This is a genomic window from Daejeonella sp. H1SJ63 (assembly GCF_029360775.1).
Lineage (GTDB): Bacteria > Bacteroidota > Bacteroidia > Sphingobacteriales > Sphingobacteriaceae > Daejeonella.
The window spans coordinates 348,931-364,982 of the sequence record NZ_JARKMZ010000007.1 but is presented as its reverse complement, the minus strand read 5'-3'; the positions used below and the strand labels follow the sequence as shown (position 1 = coordinate 364,982).

Sequence of the window (16,052 nt, the reverse complement as noted above, 5' to 3'; positions counted from 1 at the left end):
ATAATATCCATGTTTTAAAGGCCAAAACAAAGTTTTTTTATTCGTTCTAAATTTAACCGGACACTAGTGATTCCTTCTCCTCCATTTACAAGTCGTTCCTCCTTACCCTTGACATGTTATTTTCTATTCACTGTTTTATGTTTTTTGCTTGCCAAGACGCCAAATCAAAGACTAATTCCAGCATTCATTTATTTCATAAATGAAGCGTCTCTGCGTCTTATCTATCCCGCTATGTCATTTTCTCCTTCAGAATTTCTTAAATTTTATTACTACCCATGACATGTTATGACGGAGGTGTTACTACCTGGTTTAATTCTAATGAGAAGTGGTTTTATTGCCTTTGTTTTTGATTAAGAAATCTCCCAGGTTTGCCATCAAATTCTTTCAATCTATCCAAATTCTAACATCAATACTTTTTAGAAATACATTTTGACTATGCGGGGAGGTGGCGGATCAAGTCCGCCATGACAATGAATTGCTATGGGAATAAGTAGATTCCGGCTCGGAGGCCGGAATCTACAGTAGTGGAAATGATTTAAGAAACCATTTTTCTGCTAAATCATTCCAATTGGGATTGTTTATTTCTACAAGTGTATTTTTCCAGGCTCTTTTCCAATTTTTTAATTGCTTCTCTCTGGAAATGGCCAAATTGATATTCTCAAATTGCTCATACCAGACGAGCTTATTACAATTGTATTGGCTCGTAAATCCTTTTAAAATTTTCATTTTATGCTCATAAACTCGTCTTCTAATGTTATTGGTTACCCCGGTATAGAGCACATTGTTGTATTTGTTTGCCAGCATATAAACAAAATATTCATTCATATTCTAAAAATACCCGGATTTGATTTTTGTGCCAATTAATATAGATGTGCGGTACTGCTTACTGATTAAAAGGGAAAATTACAATTTCCGGCAGGTCGGATTGCAATCAGATTCCGGCCTCCGAGCCGGAATCTCCTCACTCTCAAAATGCCGGCTGTCATCGTGGCGGATGCCACGACCTCATTCTCAAAAAGTGGCAGGTGAGAGCCGTACTGCAGCGATAAATAAAGCTATGTCATTTTCTCCTTCAGAATTTCTTAAATTTTATTACTCGAAAGGACGTGAAAATGAAGTTCAGTATCCCCGTTTGCTCAACCCGATAGCTATTGGGTTGCTCATTCTCTAATTCCCCCCAAATAAGTGCCCCTGGTTTTTCAAAGCCGGTAAGATTAGATGTAACTTATTATTAACTTTGATCATTAATCCCTTAAAATAATAAAGTACTGACCATTACCTATGATCCAGCAGTTCAGAAGTCTTAATCCACTGAATATCCTTCTTCTGATTGTTGTTGCCATTTTGTTAAGGATTGGTCTGCTTTTAAATTTACCAGATCAGGTTAGTTTTGATTTTATTGAGCCATTTGCCAGATTCCTGATTGATGTTCCGCTTGATAATCTTTTTAATCCCATTGCGAATGTCTGGATCGCCCTGTTCATTCAATTGATTCAGGCATTGATCTTTAACAGGATCATTAATTCGTACGGATTGCTTGGGAAACCCACTTATCTTCCGGCATTGCTTTATATTACCACATCAACCTTATTAACGCCGTTCCTGCTCTTAAGCCCTACTCTGATCTGCAACTTTTTGATCTTGTGGATGATAGAAAAGTTTCTGAGTGTTTATAAACGTGATGGAGTCAGTTCAGTGATGTTTGATCTTGGAATGATGGTGGCAGTTGGTACGCTGCTTTATTTTCCCTTCATTGCTATGCTTCCCCTGGGGTGGATCTGTCTGATTATCTTCAGGCCATTTAACTGGAGAGAATGGGCAGCAGTTCTCATCGGTTTTATAACCATATTTTTCTTTCTGGCCGTTTACTATTTCTGGAATGATTCACTGGACAAGTTTTTTAGTATCTGGCTGCCTTTAGCCTCTAAGTTTCCAACCAGCCTGCGCATCAATTTATATGATTCTATTGTACTAATTCCTGTAGCGCTTATTTTAATACTCGGGTTTTTCCAACTGCAAAAGAATTTTTTCAGAAGTGTTGTCCAGCTGCGTAAATCATTTCAGCTCTTGTTTTTCATGTTTATCATTGGTCTGGTTTCCTTTTATTTAAAGCAAAACCTGGTGTTATACCATTTCCTTTTATGCACTCCGCCGGCATCTGTGCTAATGGCTTATTATTTTTTGCATGCTGGTAAACGCTGGGTATTTGAAAGCCTGTATTTCATTTTGTTTGGATCCATTATTTACTTCCAGTTTTTCTGATAAAAATTCTACTTTAACCTTTTTTAACACAAACCGCACCCCTCAGTCTTAAAAATTAAATAGCTTTGTATAGGGTATCCGGAGCGTTTACAAAAAGATCACAGATTTGATTCTGAGCGTATTCTTAAATAATTGATTTCTTAATGGCGCAGCTGGTAATTGATATAGGTAATTCACGTACTAAGATTGCAGTTTTTGAAGGACGAACATTTATTGTGTCTGAAAAAATTCAGAAACTGGATGCGGATAAGCTGCAAAAATATCTCAGCAATTCATCCATTACTCATAGCATTATTTCATCTGTGAATGATGAGATTGTGGATCTGGAAGATCAGCTTAGGGACAAAACGCATTATGTCCGCTTTTCGGCAAGTCTGAACACCGGAATCATTAATAAATATAAAAGTCCTTCAACTCTTGGGCTTGATCGTCTGGCCGGAGTTCTTGGTGCAAAATCGCTCTTTCCGGGTAAAAATTGCCTGGTAATTGATGCAGGAACCTGTATCACCTACGATGCTGTTGACAGGAATGGGGTATATGAGGGGGGCAGTATTTCTCCGGGGCTTCATATGCGTTTAAAAGCAATGCATAGCTTTACCGGAAGATTGCCGGAAATAGATTTTTCAGATTATAAAGACTGGCAGGGATATGATACCGTTTCGGCAATGCTTTCGGGGGTTGTTAACGGCAGTATCGGAGAGGTAAAAGCTTTTATAGAGACATACAGCCTGAAGTATCCTGAATTACAGATTATTCTATGCGGTGGAGATGCGATTTTTTTTGATACTAGGTTGAAAAATAGCATCTTTGCCCACGCTTTAAAAACCGAGCCCGATTTGGTACTTATTGGTTTAAATGAAGTTATACTACAACAATGATCAGACTATTTAATATTATATTTTTCCTTTTCCTGTTTGCAGGAATTTTGAATGCAGGTGCTCAAACCACTTCCAGCTCGCCTTATTCTCAGTTTGGTCTTGGTGATCTTAAAGGATCCCTGCTTCCTCAGAACAGAGCAATGGGAGGTATCAGTCAGGGAATACGTAAACCCGGACTGTATGATAATATCAATCTGGCCAATCCTGCATCTTACTCTTCTCTTGAGCTAACCACTTTTGATGTTGGTGCCTCAATGGATATCAGGAAATTAAGTAAGGGAGGCGTAAGCGGTCATAATCAGGTTAACTCAACTCTTAGTCACATTAATTTCGGTGTGCCGGTAAATCGTTTTTCAGCAATCAGCTTTGGACTCGTTCCATACAGTGATCTGGGCTATCAGTTTAAAAATACCGGTCTTGCAGACACTACCAAGGTTGACTATATCTACTCCGGAGAGGGTGGAATGTCAAAAGCCTATATGGGATATGGATTTAAACTGGGTAAGAATTTAAGCCTGGGTTTTAATGTTGCTTATCTTTTTGGTAGTTTGAAACAGAGCCGCACATTTGAATTAGTTGATGAGTTTACTTCAGCATTTAATTCCCGTACACAATACAGTAATGCAGTAGGGGGCTTAAGCTATGACTATGGATTACAATATTCTGCTAATTTAAGCAATACTACGAAGTTCATATTGGGTTATACAGGTAATTCAGGTAATACACTGAATTCAAAAAATAACACGCTGACTACCCGTTACAGAAAGGATGTACTTGGTAATGAAATGGCAACTGCAGACAGTACATTTTTTGCACAGGGAGCTAAGACCAGGATTACGATGCCTGTAAGTCATACGGCAGGGTTTACTTTTGAGAAGTCAAATGCATGGTTATTTGGTGCAGACTTTAGCTTCAGCAGGTGGTCAGATTATCGTGAAGGCAGTTTAAATCCTGGCCTGAATGATAGCTACGGACTTGCAGTTGGGGGGCAGATTACACCGGATGTAAATGCAATATCCAATTATCTTAAGCTAATGGATTACAGGCTGGGCTTTAAATATGATAAGACCTTTGTTAAAATTGGTAATAATGACATCAATCAGTATGCCGTAACTTTTGGCTTTGGATTTCCCCTTCCGAGAAACCGTTCCAGCTTCTATAAAATCAATTTATCAGCAGAGCTGGGGCAGCGTGGTACAGAAGCCAATAATCTGGTACGCGACCGTTATGTAAATATTCATCTGGGCTTCACATTGAATGATAAGTGGTTCCAGAAAATCTATATTGAATAGGTTATGAAAATGCTGCGCTGCATTTCCTGCATCCCGGCAGGCAGGTTCGGTGCTTTGATGTTAATTGGCACTATTCTGTTTTCTGCCTGTGAGAACGATCTGAAAAAAGTAGAGCAGATCTCTGCAAAAAAACTGATCGTACCTGTCGATAAATCAACCGGCGTAGAGATTATTTACAGTGATTCTGCCAAAGTAAGAGCCAAACTTATTACTCCTGAACTGCTTAACTTTAAAACGGAGAAGCCCTATATCGAAATGAAAAAGGGTATTACTGTTATCTTTTATGATGAAAACCAGCAGGAAACAAGTCGTTTGAGGGCAGATTATGCCATTCGTCGCGAACGCGAGAATATCGTAGAACTGAAGCGTAATGTAGTTGCATCTAATACTAAAGGCGAAACCTTCAGATCAGATGAGCTTTACTGGGATGAAAATAAGAGGAGATTTTATTCAAATAAATTAGTGAGCATCACCTCCAGTGATAACGTGCTCTATGGAACCAGTTTCTGGGCTAATGAAGATTTTTCCTATTATGAGATCGTTCAGTCAACAGGTGATCTGAGACTTAGGGGGGAAGAAGGGTTTTGAGTTTGAGTTTGAGTTGTACGTTTTACGTTATAAGTTTTACGTTGTAAGTTGTACGTTTTACGTTCTGTTTAATCAAAATCAGGGGTATTTAGATTATACGATTTGTACTCCTTCAGAATAAATATTACAAGTTTTCATGTCTGTATTTAAGCGAATGCTAAGCATCTAGATACTAGCATTAAATACTATTCAGACTACCTGAAAAAAACACTTGTTTATTTTCCAAAATTTGTATCTTGCGCCCTCTTTTAGAAATTATTTAATAAAATACGGATATGGGAATAATGAGTTTTTTGCGGAACCGTGCAGGGATAATCATCGTTGGGGCTATTGGTTTTGCAATCGTTGCCTTCTTGATAAGCGATGCGGTACAAATGGGAGGTTCATTTATTAACGGAAGTCAAACTGAAGTTGGTGAAGTGGATGGTGAAGCTATATCAATTCTTGACTTCAATGCTAAGGTAGAACAGAATACCAATAATTTTAAACAGCAAATGGGTCAGAGCAGTCTTGATCCGCAAATGACATCTTATATCATTGAGAATACCTGGAATCAATCTATTTCTCAGATTCTGATGAAGAAAGAGATGGCCAGACTTGGATTGCAGGTTAGCAGGAATGAGCTTAATGATTTGGTTAGCGGAAAGAATCCTGATCCTCAGATTATTCAGAACTTCGGTGATCCTAAAACCGGCCAGTTGAACAGATTGCAGTTAAACTCGTTCCTTGACAATATTAAGGCACAACCTGCTAATAGTCCGGTGAGCCAGCAATGGACCAATTTCCTTTTAAACATACGTGAAAGTAAACTGGCAGCCAAATACAGCAATCTGATCAAGAACAGTATTTATGTAACTTCACTTGAGGCAAGAGAAGATTATGACCAACGTAATAAACTGGCCAGCTTCAGCTTTGTGAATCTTGATTATAACTCAATTCCTGATAATCAGGTTAAGCTTACTGATGAAGATTACCAGACTTATTACAACGACAATAAGTTTCGATTTAAGAATCCATCAGAGAACAGATCATTTGAATATATCGTTTTTGATGCAAATCCTTCAAAAGCAGATTCTGCCGAAGTTTTAGCATTAGTTCAGAAGACTGCTGCTGAGTTCCGTGCAGCTGCAAATGATTCATTATTCGTAAGTATCAACGCTGAAACCAAAATGCCTGTTACCTATGTTCGTAAAGGACAATTGGAAGCTGCTCTTGATTCAGCAGTATTCAATGCTTCCAAAGGAGCTTTTATTGGCCCGATCTTTACAGGTGGTGCTTATAAGATGGTAAAGGTTCTGGATATGAAAGTTGGTCCTGATTCTGTAAAAGCAAGTCATATTTTATTGAACCCTGCTGCTGAAGGCGGAATTGATAAAGCAAAAGCTAAGGCAGATTCTATCCGTGGTTTAATTGCAGGTGGTGCAAGTTTTGCTGAGCTTGCTGCTAAATTCGGTACAGATGCTTCTAAAGATTCTGGTGGGGATCTTGGAACCTTTGGAAGAGGAGCGATGGTTCCTGTTTTTGAAGATGCTGTTTTTAACGGAACTACAGGTGAGCTTAAAGTAATTACTACTCAGTTCGGAGTTCATGTAATCAAAATCAATGCACAGATCGGTTCTTCAAGAGTTGCTAAAGTTGCTGTGGTTGATAAATCAATGTCTACAAGTAATAAAACACAACAGCTGGCATACTCTAAAGCTAATGCATTCCTTAGTGCGGCAAAAGATGCTAAATCTTTTGATGAAGAAGCAAAGAAATCAGGCTACACTAAAGTTTCTGCTGATAATGTAGTGCCAACCCAGTCGGCTATTAATGATCTTGACAGTCCTCGTGAAATGGTAAGATGGGCATTTGCTGCTGATAAGGGCGATGTATCAAATCAGGTGTTTGAAATGGGCAATAAATTTGCTGTTGCAAAACTTACAGAAGTTTATCAGAAGGGTACCCTTTCACTGGATCAGGTTAAAAAGCAGATCGAACCTATGGTTATTAAATCTGTAAAAGCACGCACTTTTACAGAGAAAATGGAAAAAGCTTTAGCGGGTTCCAATTCAATTGAACAGGTAGCACAAAAAGTAGCAAGGCCTGTAACACCGGTTCAGAATATTGTTTTTGCAAACCCGGTTATTCCCGGTCTTTCGCAGGAAAATAAGGTTGTAGGTACTCTGTTTGGGTCACAGCCAGGTAAATTATCTAAGCCTGTTGAAGGCGAGAATGGAGTATTTGTTTTCGTTGTTAATGGATTCAGTAAGGCTGAACCATTGAATAATGCATTTAAACAGAAGGTTCAGGTTGCTCAGGGCATTTTACAGCGCGCTCCCGGTGAGGCTTTCAAAGTTTTACGCGATCAGTCTGACATCAAAGACAACCGTGTTAAATTCTTTTAACATCTAATTTCATTAACTTTGTATCCGGAAGTGAATCATTCACTTCCGGATTTTTTGTTTTCGGACCTTTTGTTTTTGGGTTCAGTACAATAATTCAAACGAAAATGGAAATACAGGAAAATATAATTAATAAAGTTGCTCAAAGCGGATTGATTAGTCTTGATCCCGCTGATTTTTATCCTGTCGGTGATCGCGTATTTTTTGATATCAGGGATAATTTGTTTCAGGGATTAATACTCAGGGAAAAGGATTTCAGAGAATTTATTAAAGAGCATAACTGGGAAAATTACACAGGAAAGCACGTGGCAATAGGTTGTTCTGTGGATGCAATAGTTCCTACCTGGGCCTATATGTTACTGGCCAGCCGCCTGACTCCTTTTGCTTCAACTGTGATATTTGGCGACCTTGCATTACTGGAGACAATACTTTTTGAACGTGAGTTGAATAAATTGGATATAGAAAAATATCGCGATGAGCGTGTTGTTGTAAAGGGCTGCGGTGAAATTCCGGTTCCTGATTCAGCCTATATCAATATTACCGCAAAGTTGACCGGGGTAGCAAAAAGCATCATGTATGGTGAGCCATGCTCTACCGTTCCGATTTACAAGAATAAATCCTGACCCCGAACCTGATTTGGAATTATCGGGAATAAACCCCTGAGCTTGATTCAGAAATGTATAATACGGCCCATGATAAAAAGAATACTGATCCTTTCATTATTGTTAACAAGCCTTTCAGGCTTTTCGCAGCGACTTCAGAATGTAAAGGAACCTGTATTTAAGGTTGGAGAAAGACTTGAGTACCGTTTGAGGTATGGCTTCATAACTGCGGCAGAAGCTTCAATACGTGTAGAAGCAACGGATGCACAATTCGATAACCGTCCGGTATATCATTTGGTCGCTGAAGGTAGAACTGCCGGTTCATTTAACGTGTTTTATAAGGTGAGGAATCGCTATGATTCTTATGTTGATCAGGAACATCTGACTCCATATCTGTATACAGAGAATATTCGGGAGGCAAACTATCGCCGCAGTGATAAGGCCAGGTTCTATCAGGATCAAAAGAAAATTATTTCAAATAAAGGAACTTTTAAAGGTGATGGACAGACCTTTGATGTTGTTTCTGCATATTATTTTGCAAGAAATCTGAATATTTCAGCATTGAAACAAGGGGATAAGTTCAGTATGGACTATTTTCTTGATGATGGCGTAAGTAAACTTAATATTCAATATGTCGGAAAGGAAAGGGTAAAGACCAGTCTTGGATATATTAACTGTATCAAATTCAGTCCCTCGATTCAGCCCGGCAGGATATTCAGAAAGGATAGCAGATTGTATCTTTGGATAACAGATGATGCTAACCGTATTCCTGTTAAGGCGCAGGTTGAAATCCTTGTAGGTTCTGTAACGCTTGAATTACTGTCGGCGAATGGGTTGAAATATCCGCTCGGGACAATTATAGATAAATTATGATCGAAGTAAAGAACACCTTGGTTCACGAAGATGTGGTAGAGCAAAATTTTGTTTGTAACCTGAATAAATGTAAAGGCATATGCTGTATTGAAGGTGATTCGGGAGCACCGCTTGAACGATCAGAACTGGCAGTATTGGATGAAGTTTATCCATATGTAAAACCTTATATGACTGAGAAGGGCATTGCTGTCATTGAGGAGTTTGGTACCTATGTTAAGGATTTCGAAGGAGACTATACCACTCCCTGTGTGGATACCAATAAGGAATGTGCTTATGTGATCATGGAAAATGGTATTGCAAAATGTGCTATTGAGAAAGCATGGGAGGATGGCAAGATTGCCTGGAAAAAGCCCATTTCCTGTCATTTATATCCTATAAGGATTACCAATTATCCCGAGTTTGATGTGCTTCATTACGACAGGTGGAGTATCTGCAGTCCGGCCTGTTCATACGGCAATGAGCTGAAGGTTCCGGTTTATCAGTTTTTGAAGGAACCACTTATCCGCAAATACGGAGCAGATTGGTATGCAGAGCTGGAGGGGAAAGTTGGGAAGTAGTTTGTTGAAAATGAGGGAATTAGTAACCCGATAGCTATCGGGTTGAGCAAATAAAGGGAATGACGGAAGGGGTGTGAATTTGTCAATGTGGCGATTTGTCTATTTGTCGATTGGGGAAATGAATGGGCAAATTAGTACTCGGTGTCATCCTGAAGAGCCGGAGGGGTTTTTGAATTTACCTCGATATTGGGGGCGATGGAGGGGCTTCTCAAGAGCAAGGTAGAAATTATCAATAAAAAATTGGTGCAAAGAGAGCGAAGATCCCTCCTGTGTCGATAGTTATCGGGATGACAGTTGCAAATGAAAATACCGGTTTTCAAGTTGCGATCATTTTGATGGGGAGACGGGATAGATATGCTTTAAAATATAAAAGCAAATAAATAAAACTTATAACGTAAGACGTAAAACTCATAACGTACCAACGTATAACGTAAGACGTAAAACTTATACTCATGAAAGGAATTATACTCGCAGGAGGTTCAGGTACCAGGCTTCATCCCTTAACTCTGGCAGTCAGTAAACAGCTAATGCCGGTTTATGATAAGCCGATGATTTATTATCCTTTATCAACCCTGATGCTTGCAGGTATCAATGAGATTCTTATCATTTCAACACCTCATGACCTTCCTAATTTTGAAAAGTTGCTTGGAGATGGCAGTCGGATCGGGTGTAAATTTTCCTATGCAGAACAGGCTGTTCCAAACGGACTTGCTCAGGCTTTTGTGATTGGTGCAGATTTTATCGGGGATGATGATGTTGCGCTGATCCTTGGAGATAATATTTTTCATGGTGATTCTGTGAATAATATATTGCCTTCCATTAAGAATCCTGAAGGAGGTATTGTATTTGCCTATCAGGTCTCTGATCCTGAGCGCTACGGGGTGGTAGAGTTCGATGAAAATTTCAATGCACTTTCTATCGAAGAGAAGCCTTTAAAACCCAAGTCGAACTATGCAGTTCCGGGTTTGTATTTTTATAATAATTCTGTAGTTGAAATTGCAAGGAATATCAGGCCCTCTGCCCGTGGCGAATATGAGATTACTGACGTGAACCGCGAATATCTTCAGCAGGGTAAACTGAAGGTTGGTGTTTTAAGTCGCGGTACAGCCTGGCTGGATACCGGGACTTTTAATTCATTGATGCAGGCCGGACAGTTCGTTCAGGTAATTGAAGAGCGTCAGGGGCTTAAAATAGGCTGTATCGAAGAGATCGCCTGGCAGATGAAATTCATCAGCAAAGAACAGCTCAAAGAGATCGCTGAGCCACTGCGAAAAAGTGGTTATGGAGAGTATCTTCTTAGTCTGATCAGGTAATATCTTAACCACTGTTGCAAGGATAGGATAATTTTTTTTCGACTCTTAATGACATTGGGCGGATGCCACGACCTCATTCTCAAAAACCGGCAGGTGAGAGCCGTACTGCAGCGATAAATAAAGCGATGTCATTTTCTCCTTCAGAATTTTTTGAATTTTATTACTCGAAACCCGGGATGGGGCGTAATTTGTCAAGGTGCTGATTTGTCAATGGGAGCGAATCAGCAAATCTGAAGAACTTCATCTTCTGTTATTTCAAGCAATACCCTTTCATTAAATTTTTTGCGGCATTGGCTGAGGCGGTTATCACCAATAAGCCATCGCATAGACTATTGAAGCCTCACACGCGGCGGTTGGTGGATGAACATTCCTGAGCTTGTAACGTTCATCTCAGTATCCTTCAAACCTTCATTAAAAGAAACTATTATTGAATGAATAAGAATTTCCGAGCATGGGGTGGACAAAACGGCGGACCGGGAGTATGGCTCCCGACGGTGGAAGTAAAGCCAGCCCCGATCTTTGAGAGTTTTACTATTTTTTGATTTTAGGATAGAGTTATCTAATCCTTTAAACATCCTATTGGTACTACCCAAACACCATCTTTGCGTTGATAAGCAAACTGACCTCCTGTAATAATCATCAGAAAGGAAGCTTTTCCCATCTTTTTGATATCAATTTTAGAGCTAAGTGCTAATAAATTTTCAGCGGCTTCTTCAATTTGTTTCTGTCCCAGTTTTACCTCTATAGCTGCCCAACGCCCATCGCGAAGACGCACAATTAAATCGGCTTCCAAACCACTTTTATCCCGATAGTGAAATACGTCTCCATCATTTGCCTGAGCATAAATTCGAATATCCCTTGTACATAATGCTTCAAACAAAAAACCAAAGTATTCAAAGTCCGTTAAGATCCCTTCAGGATTTGTTCGCATAACAGCTGTAGCTATGGATGGGTCTACAAAATGTCTTTTTTCGGAAGTTCTGATGGCTGTCTTTGAACGCAAAGATGGAGCCCATGCCGGCAAATCTTCAATTACAAAAATTCTACGTAGGGCATTGATATAGTTAGCAATTGTTTTATCTGAAATGCTTATATCTGTTGCTTCTATATCTTCCTTTATTGTTTGGTAATTGGCGGTTGTAGCAATATTGCGCGCCAATGATCGCAGTAATAAACGTACACGTTCTGGATTCTTTTCAATATTATCTACTCTGGAAATGTCTTGGTGTATTATGGCCTCTACATAGTCTCTTGCCATGCGCAATGCTGGCAATCCTTTTAAGTTGATACTCGCCGGCCAACCTCCACGACATAAGACAAAGGCAATTTTTTCGATAGTTAACATGGATTCAGCATCTGTGTCCTTTTGTTTGCCATCGAATAATGATTTTAATGAAATTTCACCATTTGACTCTTCAGACTCAAACAAACTCATCGGTCGCATCATTAGTCGGGATATTCTTCCTGTACCAGTATGTGCAGTAACATTATCAGGAGGAACAGCAGAGCCAGTTAATATAAATTGACCTTTTTCGGCTCTTTGATCTACCTGAAACCTTACTGCATCCCATAAAACAGGTGCAACCTGCCATTCATCTATGAGCCTTGGGATTGCTCCCTTGAGTAGTAGAGACGGTTTAGTATCGGCCATTTGTTGATATGAAATTGTATTATCCGGATCTTGCATGTAAACTATACTTCCGGCAACTTTTGTCGCAGTGCTGGTTTTTCCGCACCATTTAGCACCTTCGATAAGCACAGCTCCAGTAGATTCCAAGGCTAATTTTAATTCAGCATCGCATAACCTTGGTAAATAAGTTTTTTTGCTCATTTTAATTTCATCATAGTCAAATTTACAATAATTTCCGACTTTGGTGCTTTTTTACTTCCGACTTTGGCATTGTTTTACTTCCGACTTTGTCACTATTTTAATCTGAAAAAGCATTTTAATGATCTTTATTTTTGATCTTTGTAAGATTTTATGCCTTTTTAAAGGCACACCATCTGCCTAAAGGCCGGTAGGCGGGTCGAACGAGCGGGTAAGATTGTTGTATTTAGAAGGGGATTTTTTGCGAGGAGAAATCTGTTGAGGTTAATCGGTGCCTTTAGCCATGAGATTTCTCTTTATTCTTCCTTCGAAAATGACGATAATATCATACTCCCGTCTTTTTCGAGCGGGTAGGATTCTTGTCATAAAGATTTATTTAACGCGAGGGGAGATCTGTTGATTAAAGGTAGTTCTGATAAGTTGGCAGTATTTAAACGTATAACCTACAACGTACAACGTATAACGTACAACGTTTAAATCTTAATAAATATCTTCTTCCTGTACAGGAAATACATCATTGACCATATCAGGATCAGCGCACCTAATGCTTCCAATGCGTCATGAAACTGTTCAGGTACCGGGGCATAAAGGCCTGAAAAGAGAACTTTAGAGGTATGGGCAAAATCGATGAAGTGATAAGCCAGATAAATGGTCAATGAATTCATGCCGATTACCTGGAAGAAAAATGCCCATTTCTGAAATTTCAGCACATCTATCACATAATAAAACAGACTGAGTATTAAAAACGCCATTCCTGCGGTGAGCAGAATAAATGAACTTGACCAGAGATGCTTATTAATCGGGAAATGAAGTCCCCATAAGAGTCCGATGGCTATTCCTCCAATACCTGTCAGCAATAAAATCTGTAGTTTTTTACCGGCATTTTGTCCTGATCTCAGAATATCGCCGGCAAGTGAGCCCAGTACGGTCAGACAAAGAGCCGGGAGTTGTGTGATCAGGCCGTTTTCATCATATATCTTTTGCAATAGTCTTCCGGGAAGAAAATTTCTGTCGATCCAGCCAACAAGATTGCCTTCAATTGTAAGGTTTCCGGCACCATAACCAGGTACAGGAATAAGGAATAAGGCTGCATAATAAAGGATGAGAATTCCTGCAACCCAGAATACCCTCTGTTGACGGGAAAAATTCAAATACAGCAGACTGGCAAAAAAACCTGCAACTCCGATGCGGCCTAATACGCTGGCTACCCTGATATGCCCGGGATCAAAAAATGTAACCGGCTGGTTTTTGTCGAGGATTCCTAAAATAATTAAAACAAGCATTCTCCAGAATGCTTTACGGTATAATTCAGCTTTAGATAAGCCTTGTTCCATTCCTTTGTTGAGGGAAAAAGCCATGGATACACCGGCAATAAACAAAAACAGAGGGAAGATGAAATCATAAAATGTAAAACCATTCCAGGCAGGGTGCTTCAGCTGACCGGCAATCCAGTCGATCCATGCAAGTCCGGTTTTGTTTTCAAGCAATACCAGAAATGTGCCTCCGCCCGATATCAGCAGCATGTCAAATCCCCGGAGAGCATCAATGGACAGAAGCCGCTGTGGTTTACTTTTATCTGAGTTATTTCCTGGAGTTGTTTGCTTTTTCATTTCTCTTGCTTTGGGTATTGCTATTGTTAAATTAAGATTTTTTTATCTAAACAAGAGACAGGCAGTAATTATTTGCATCGTCTTTTGTTCTTAAACCCGATTGCAGCGGATACCGGCCTGCGCTCAAGGCATGTGGCGTATGAGCGTAAAGCGGGGCTTCCATTAAAGAGAAAGGTAGAACAGCAGGTTTCCAAACAACAGAAACCTTAAAACCACCATAAAAAGACATCCTAAACTTTATCATTAAATCTAATCATACTGAACTCACGTTAAATTACAATTTTATCAAAATATTACACTGATTAATATTTTATTCAGACTCTTCTGTACATACAATCGAAATTCTTCTTAAATTTCTCCTCATGTTCAATTAACAACAGAACCACATGAAAAACAATCGCAGAGACTTTATTAAACTTGCCGGAGTATCCGGATTAGGTCTAACTCTATCGGGCAATTTATCTGCTTTCGCATCAAACCGGAATGAAAATTTAGATTCATCTGCTTTTCTGAATGTACCTCAGAAGTTTAATATGTCGGGCTATGCGGCGCCAAAACTTGAAACTGTACGCATTGCATTTATTGGTACCGGTAACAGAGGGACTGGTGCAGTTGTGAGGATGAGTAAGATTGGCGGGGTAGAGATCAAAGTGTTATGTGATCTCCGTCCTGAGAGGGCAAATGCAGCATTGAAGAAGATTGAAACTTCCGGACAAAAGCCGGAGCTGGTTACCGGCAATGCAGAAGCCTGGAAGCAGGTTTGCGAACGTGATGATATTGATCTGGTTTACATTGCCACACCATGGAGGATGCATACTCCTATGGCTGTATATGCAATGGATCATGGAAAACATGCATGTACTGAAGTTCCTGCAGCGACCTCAATCGAGGAATGCTGGCAGTTGGTTGACAGCTCTGAACGGAACAGAAAACACTGTATGATCCTCGAAAACTGCTGCTATGATTTCTTTGAGCTGCTGACTCTGAATATGACCCGTCAGGGATTCTTTGGCGAGATTGTTCATGCCGAAGGAGCCTATATTCATGATCTTCTGGCAGGCGATTTTTCAAAAGACAAATACTGGGATTTCTGGCGTCTGAGAATGGATGCCAGCAGAAAGGGTAATTTATACCCTACTCACGGACTGGGTCCGGTAAGTCAGGCGCTGAATATTAACCGTGGTGATAAAATGGATTACCTGGTTTCTGTTTCAAGCAATGATTTTATGATGGCTGAAAATGCCAGGAAACTGGCTGCAACTGATGATGATTATAAGCAATTTGCAGGCAAGTCGTTTAACGGCAATATGAATACAACCACTATTCGTACTGCAAAGGGTAAAACGATCATGTTACAACACGATGTTACCTCCCCGCGACCTTATTCCAGATTGCATTTACTGAGCGGCACTAAAGGCACTGCACAGAAATATCCGCTTCCCGGCAGGATATCTACCAGTCATGAAGGCTGGATATCAGAAGAAGAATTCAAGAAGCTTGAAAAGCAATATGAACCGGCAATTGTCAGAAAGGTAGGAGAACTTGCCAAACAGGTTGGCGGGCATGGAGGTATGGATTTTCTGATGGACTGGCGGAATATCGACTGTCTGCGTAATGGCTTGCCTGTTGATCAGGATGTTTATGATGCAGCCTTATGGAGTTCTATCTTCCCGTTGAGCGAGTGGTCTGTTAACAATCGTTCCAATTCTATTGATGTACCTGATTTTACCAGAGGTTCATGGAAAACGAATGAACCGGTGGATATTTCGATGAGTAAAGGCGGAAATACGGAAGTGAAGCTGTAATCTTTTTTAGTAGGTAGTATTTAGTAGTTAGTATTTAGATTGAAGGTTGCTGAATTCGAA

Annotated in this window: 15 protein-coding genes; 11 read left to right on the top strand and 4 right to left on the bottom strand. The window is 39.8% G+C overall.

Going from position 1 to position 16,052, the window contains the following annotated elements; translation table 11 throughout:
• Nucleotides 1-516 precede the first annotated feature (516 nt).
• Complete coding sequence (locus P2W72_RS04050) at nt 517-825, bottom strand: GIY-YIG nuclease family protein (RefSeq protein WP_276359618.1); 309 nt, start codon at nt 823-825, stop codon at nt 517-519.
• A gap of 169 nt (nt 826-994) precedes the next feature.
• Here P2W72_RS04050 and P2W72_RS04045 point away from each other — a divergent pair, with 169 nt between their 5' ends.
• The 10 genes from P2W72_RS04045 (at nt 995) to rfbA (ending at nt 10,749) form a co-directional block, all read left to right on the top strand.
• On the top strand, nt 995-1,171 hold the full coding sequence (locus P2W72_RS04045) for a hypothetical protein (RefSeq protein WP_276359617.1): 177 nt from the start codon (nt 995-997) through the stop codon (nt 1,169-1,171).
• Nucleotides 1,172-1,281: 110 nt separating this feature from the next.
• Nucleotides 1,282-2,262, top strand: a complete 981-nt coding sequence (locus P2W72_RS04040) for a DUF6427 family protein (RefSeq protein ID WP_276359616.1) — start codon at nt 1,282-1,284, stop codon at nt 2,260-2,262.
• A gap of 143 nt (nt 2,263-2,405) precedes the next feature.
• Nucleotides 2,406-3,140 carry a type III pantothenate kinase gene (locus P2W72_RS04035; protein WP_276359615.1) on the top strand — a complete coding sequence of 245 codons (735 nt, stop codon included), beginning with the start codon at nt 2,406-2,408 and terminating at the stop codon, nt 3,138-3,140.
• Nucleotides 3,137-4,432: a hypothetical protein gene (locus P2W72_RS04030; RefSeq protein WP_276359614.1), complete on the top strand. Its 1,296-nt coding sequence runs from the start codon at nt 3,137-3,139 to the stop codon at nt 4,430-4,432. Before P2W72_RS04035 ends, P2W72_RS04030 begins: the two co-directional genes overlap by 4 nt.
• Before the next feature lie 3 nt (nt 4,433-4,435).
• Entirely contained in the window at nt 4,436-5,020 is a 585-nt protein-coding gene (lptC, locus tag P2W72_RS04025; protein WP_276359613.1) for an LPS export ABC transporter periplasmic protein LptC, read from the top strand.
• Nucleotides 5,021-5,304: 284 nt separating this feature from the next.
• Entirely contained in the window at nt 5,305-7,407 is a 2,103-nt protein-coding gene (locus tag P2W72_RS04020; protein ID WP_346429765.1) for a SurA N-terminal domain-containing protein, read from the top strand.
• Between the two features lie 104 nt (nt 7,408-7,511).
• A complete protein-coding gene (locus P2W72_RS04015) occupies nt 7,512-8,027 on the top strand; it encodes a DUF2480 family protein (protein WP_276359611.1) in 516 nt (171 codons plus the stop codon).
• 69 nt (nt 8,028-8,096) lie between these two features.
• A complete protein-coding gene (locus tag P2W72_RS04010; protein ID WP_276359610.1) occupies nt 8,097-8,879 on the top strand; it encodes a DUF3108 domain-containing protein in 783 nt (260 codons plus the stop codon).
• Nucleotides 8,876-9,436: a DUF3109 family protein gene (locus tag P2W72_RS04005; protein WP_276359609.1), complete on the top strand. Its 561-nt coding sequence runs from the start codon at nt 8,876-8,878 to the stop codon at nt 9,434-9,436. Before P2W72_RS04010 ends, P2W72_RS04005 begins: the two co-directional genes overlap by 4 nt.
• A 452-nt stretch (nt 9,437-9,888) precedes the next feature.
• A complete protein-coding gene (gene rfbA / locus P2W72_RS04000) occupies nt 9,889-10,749 on the top strand; it encodes a glucose-1-phosphate thymidylyltransferase RfbA (RefSeq protein WP_276359608.1) in 861 nt (286 codons plus the stop codon).
• A gap of 559 nt (nt 10,750-11,308) precedes the next feature.
• Here the strand turns inward: rfbA and P2W72_RS03995 are convergent.
• From P2W72_RS03995 to P2W72_RS03985, 3 genes are all read right to left on the bottom strand, one after another.
• Nucleotides 11,309-12,580: a DUF4143 domain-containing protein gene (locus P2W72_RS03995; protein WP_276359607.1), complete on the bottom strand. Its 1,272-nt coding sequence runs from the start codon at nt 12,578-12,580 to the stop codon at nt 11,309-11,311.
• A gap of 470 nt (nt 12,581-13,050) precedes the next feature.
• On the bottom strand, nt 13,051-14,187 hold the full coding sequence (locus tag P2W72_RS03990) for a DUF5009 domain-containing protein (RefSeq protein WP_276359606.1): 1,137 nt from the start codon (nt 14,185-14,187) through the stop codon (nt 13,051-13,053).
• A 46-nt stretch (nt 14,188-14,233) separates the two neighbouring features.
• The gene (locus P2W72_RS03985; protein ID WP_276359605.1) at nt 14,234-14,431 is read right to left on the bottom strand and encodes a hypothetical protein; all 198 of its coding nucleotides are present in this window, start codon (nt 14,429-14,431) and stop codon (nt 14,234-14,236) included.
• Nucleotides 14,432-14,573: 142 nt separating this feature from the next.
• Between P2W72_RS03985 and P2W72_RS03980 the strand changes: the two genes are divergently transcribed.
• Nucleotides 14,574-15,992 carry a Gfo/Idh/MocA family oxidoreductase gene (locus P2W72_RS03980; protein ID WP_276359604.1) on the top strand — a complete coding sequence of 473 codons (1,419 nt, stop codon included), beginning with the start codon at nt 14,574-14,576 and terminating at the stop codon, nt 15,990-15,992.
• Nucleotides 15,993-16,052 lie beyond the last annotated feature (60 nt).

Coding starts and splice junctions, on each gene's coding strand:
- P2W72_RS04050 (WP_276359618.1), bottom strand. CDS start 825: ATGAATGAATATTTTGTTTATATGCTGGCAAACAAATACAACAATGTG.
- P2W72_RS04045 (WP_276359617.1), top strand. CDS start 995: ATGCCACGACCTCATTCTCAAAAAGTGGCAGGTGAGAGCCGTACTGCA.
- P2W72_RS04040 (WP_276359616.1), top strand. CDS start 1,282: ATGATCCAGCAGTTCAGAAGTCTTAATCCACTGAATATCCTTCTTCTG.
- P2W72_RS04035 (WP_276359615.1), top strand. CDS start 2,406: ATGGCGCAGCTGGTAATTGATATAGGTAATTCACGTACTAAGATTGCA.
- P2W72_RS04030 (WP_276359614.1), top strand. CDS start 3,137: ATGATCAGACTATTTAATATTATATTTTTCCTTTTCCTGTTTGCAGGA.
- lptC (WP_276359613.1), top strand. CDS start 4,436: ATGAAAATGCTGCGCTGCATTTCCTGCATCCCGGCAGGCAGGTTCGGT.
- P2W72_RS04020 (WP_346429765.1), top strand. CDS start 5,305: ATGAGTTTTTTGCGGAACCGTGCAGGGATAATCATCGTTGGGGCTATT.
- P2W72_RS04015 (WP_276359611.1), top strand. CDS start 7,512: ATGGAAATACAGGAAAATATAATTAATAAAGTTGCTCAAAGCGGATTG.
- P2W72_RS04010 (WP_276359610.1), top strand. CDS start 8,097: ATGATAAAAAGAATACTGATCCTTTCATTATTGTTAACAAGCCTTTCA.
- P2W72_RS04005 (WP_276359609.1), top strand. CDS start 8,876: ATGATCGAAGTAAAGAACACCTTGGTTCACGAAGATGTGGTAGAGCAA.
- rfbA (WP_276359608.1), top strand. CDS start 9,889: ATGAAAGGAATTATACTCGCAGGAGGTTCAGGTACCAGGCTTCATCCC.
- P2W72_RS03995 (WP_276359607.1), bottom strand. CDS start 12,580: ATGAGCAAAAAAACTTATTTACCAAGGTTATGCGATGCTGAATTAAAA.
- P2W72_RS03990 (WP_276359606.1), bottom strand. CDS start 14,187: ATGAAAAAGCAAACAACTCCAGGAAATAACTCAGATAAAAGTAAACCA.
- P2W72_RS03985 (WP_276359605.1), bottom strand. CDS start 14,431: ATGATAAAGTTTAGGATGTCTTTTTATGGTGGTTTTAAGGTTTCTGTT.
- P2W72_RS03980 (WP_276359604.1), top strand. CDS start 14,574: ATGAAAAACAATCGCAGAGACTTTATTAAACTTGCCGGAGTATCCGGA.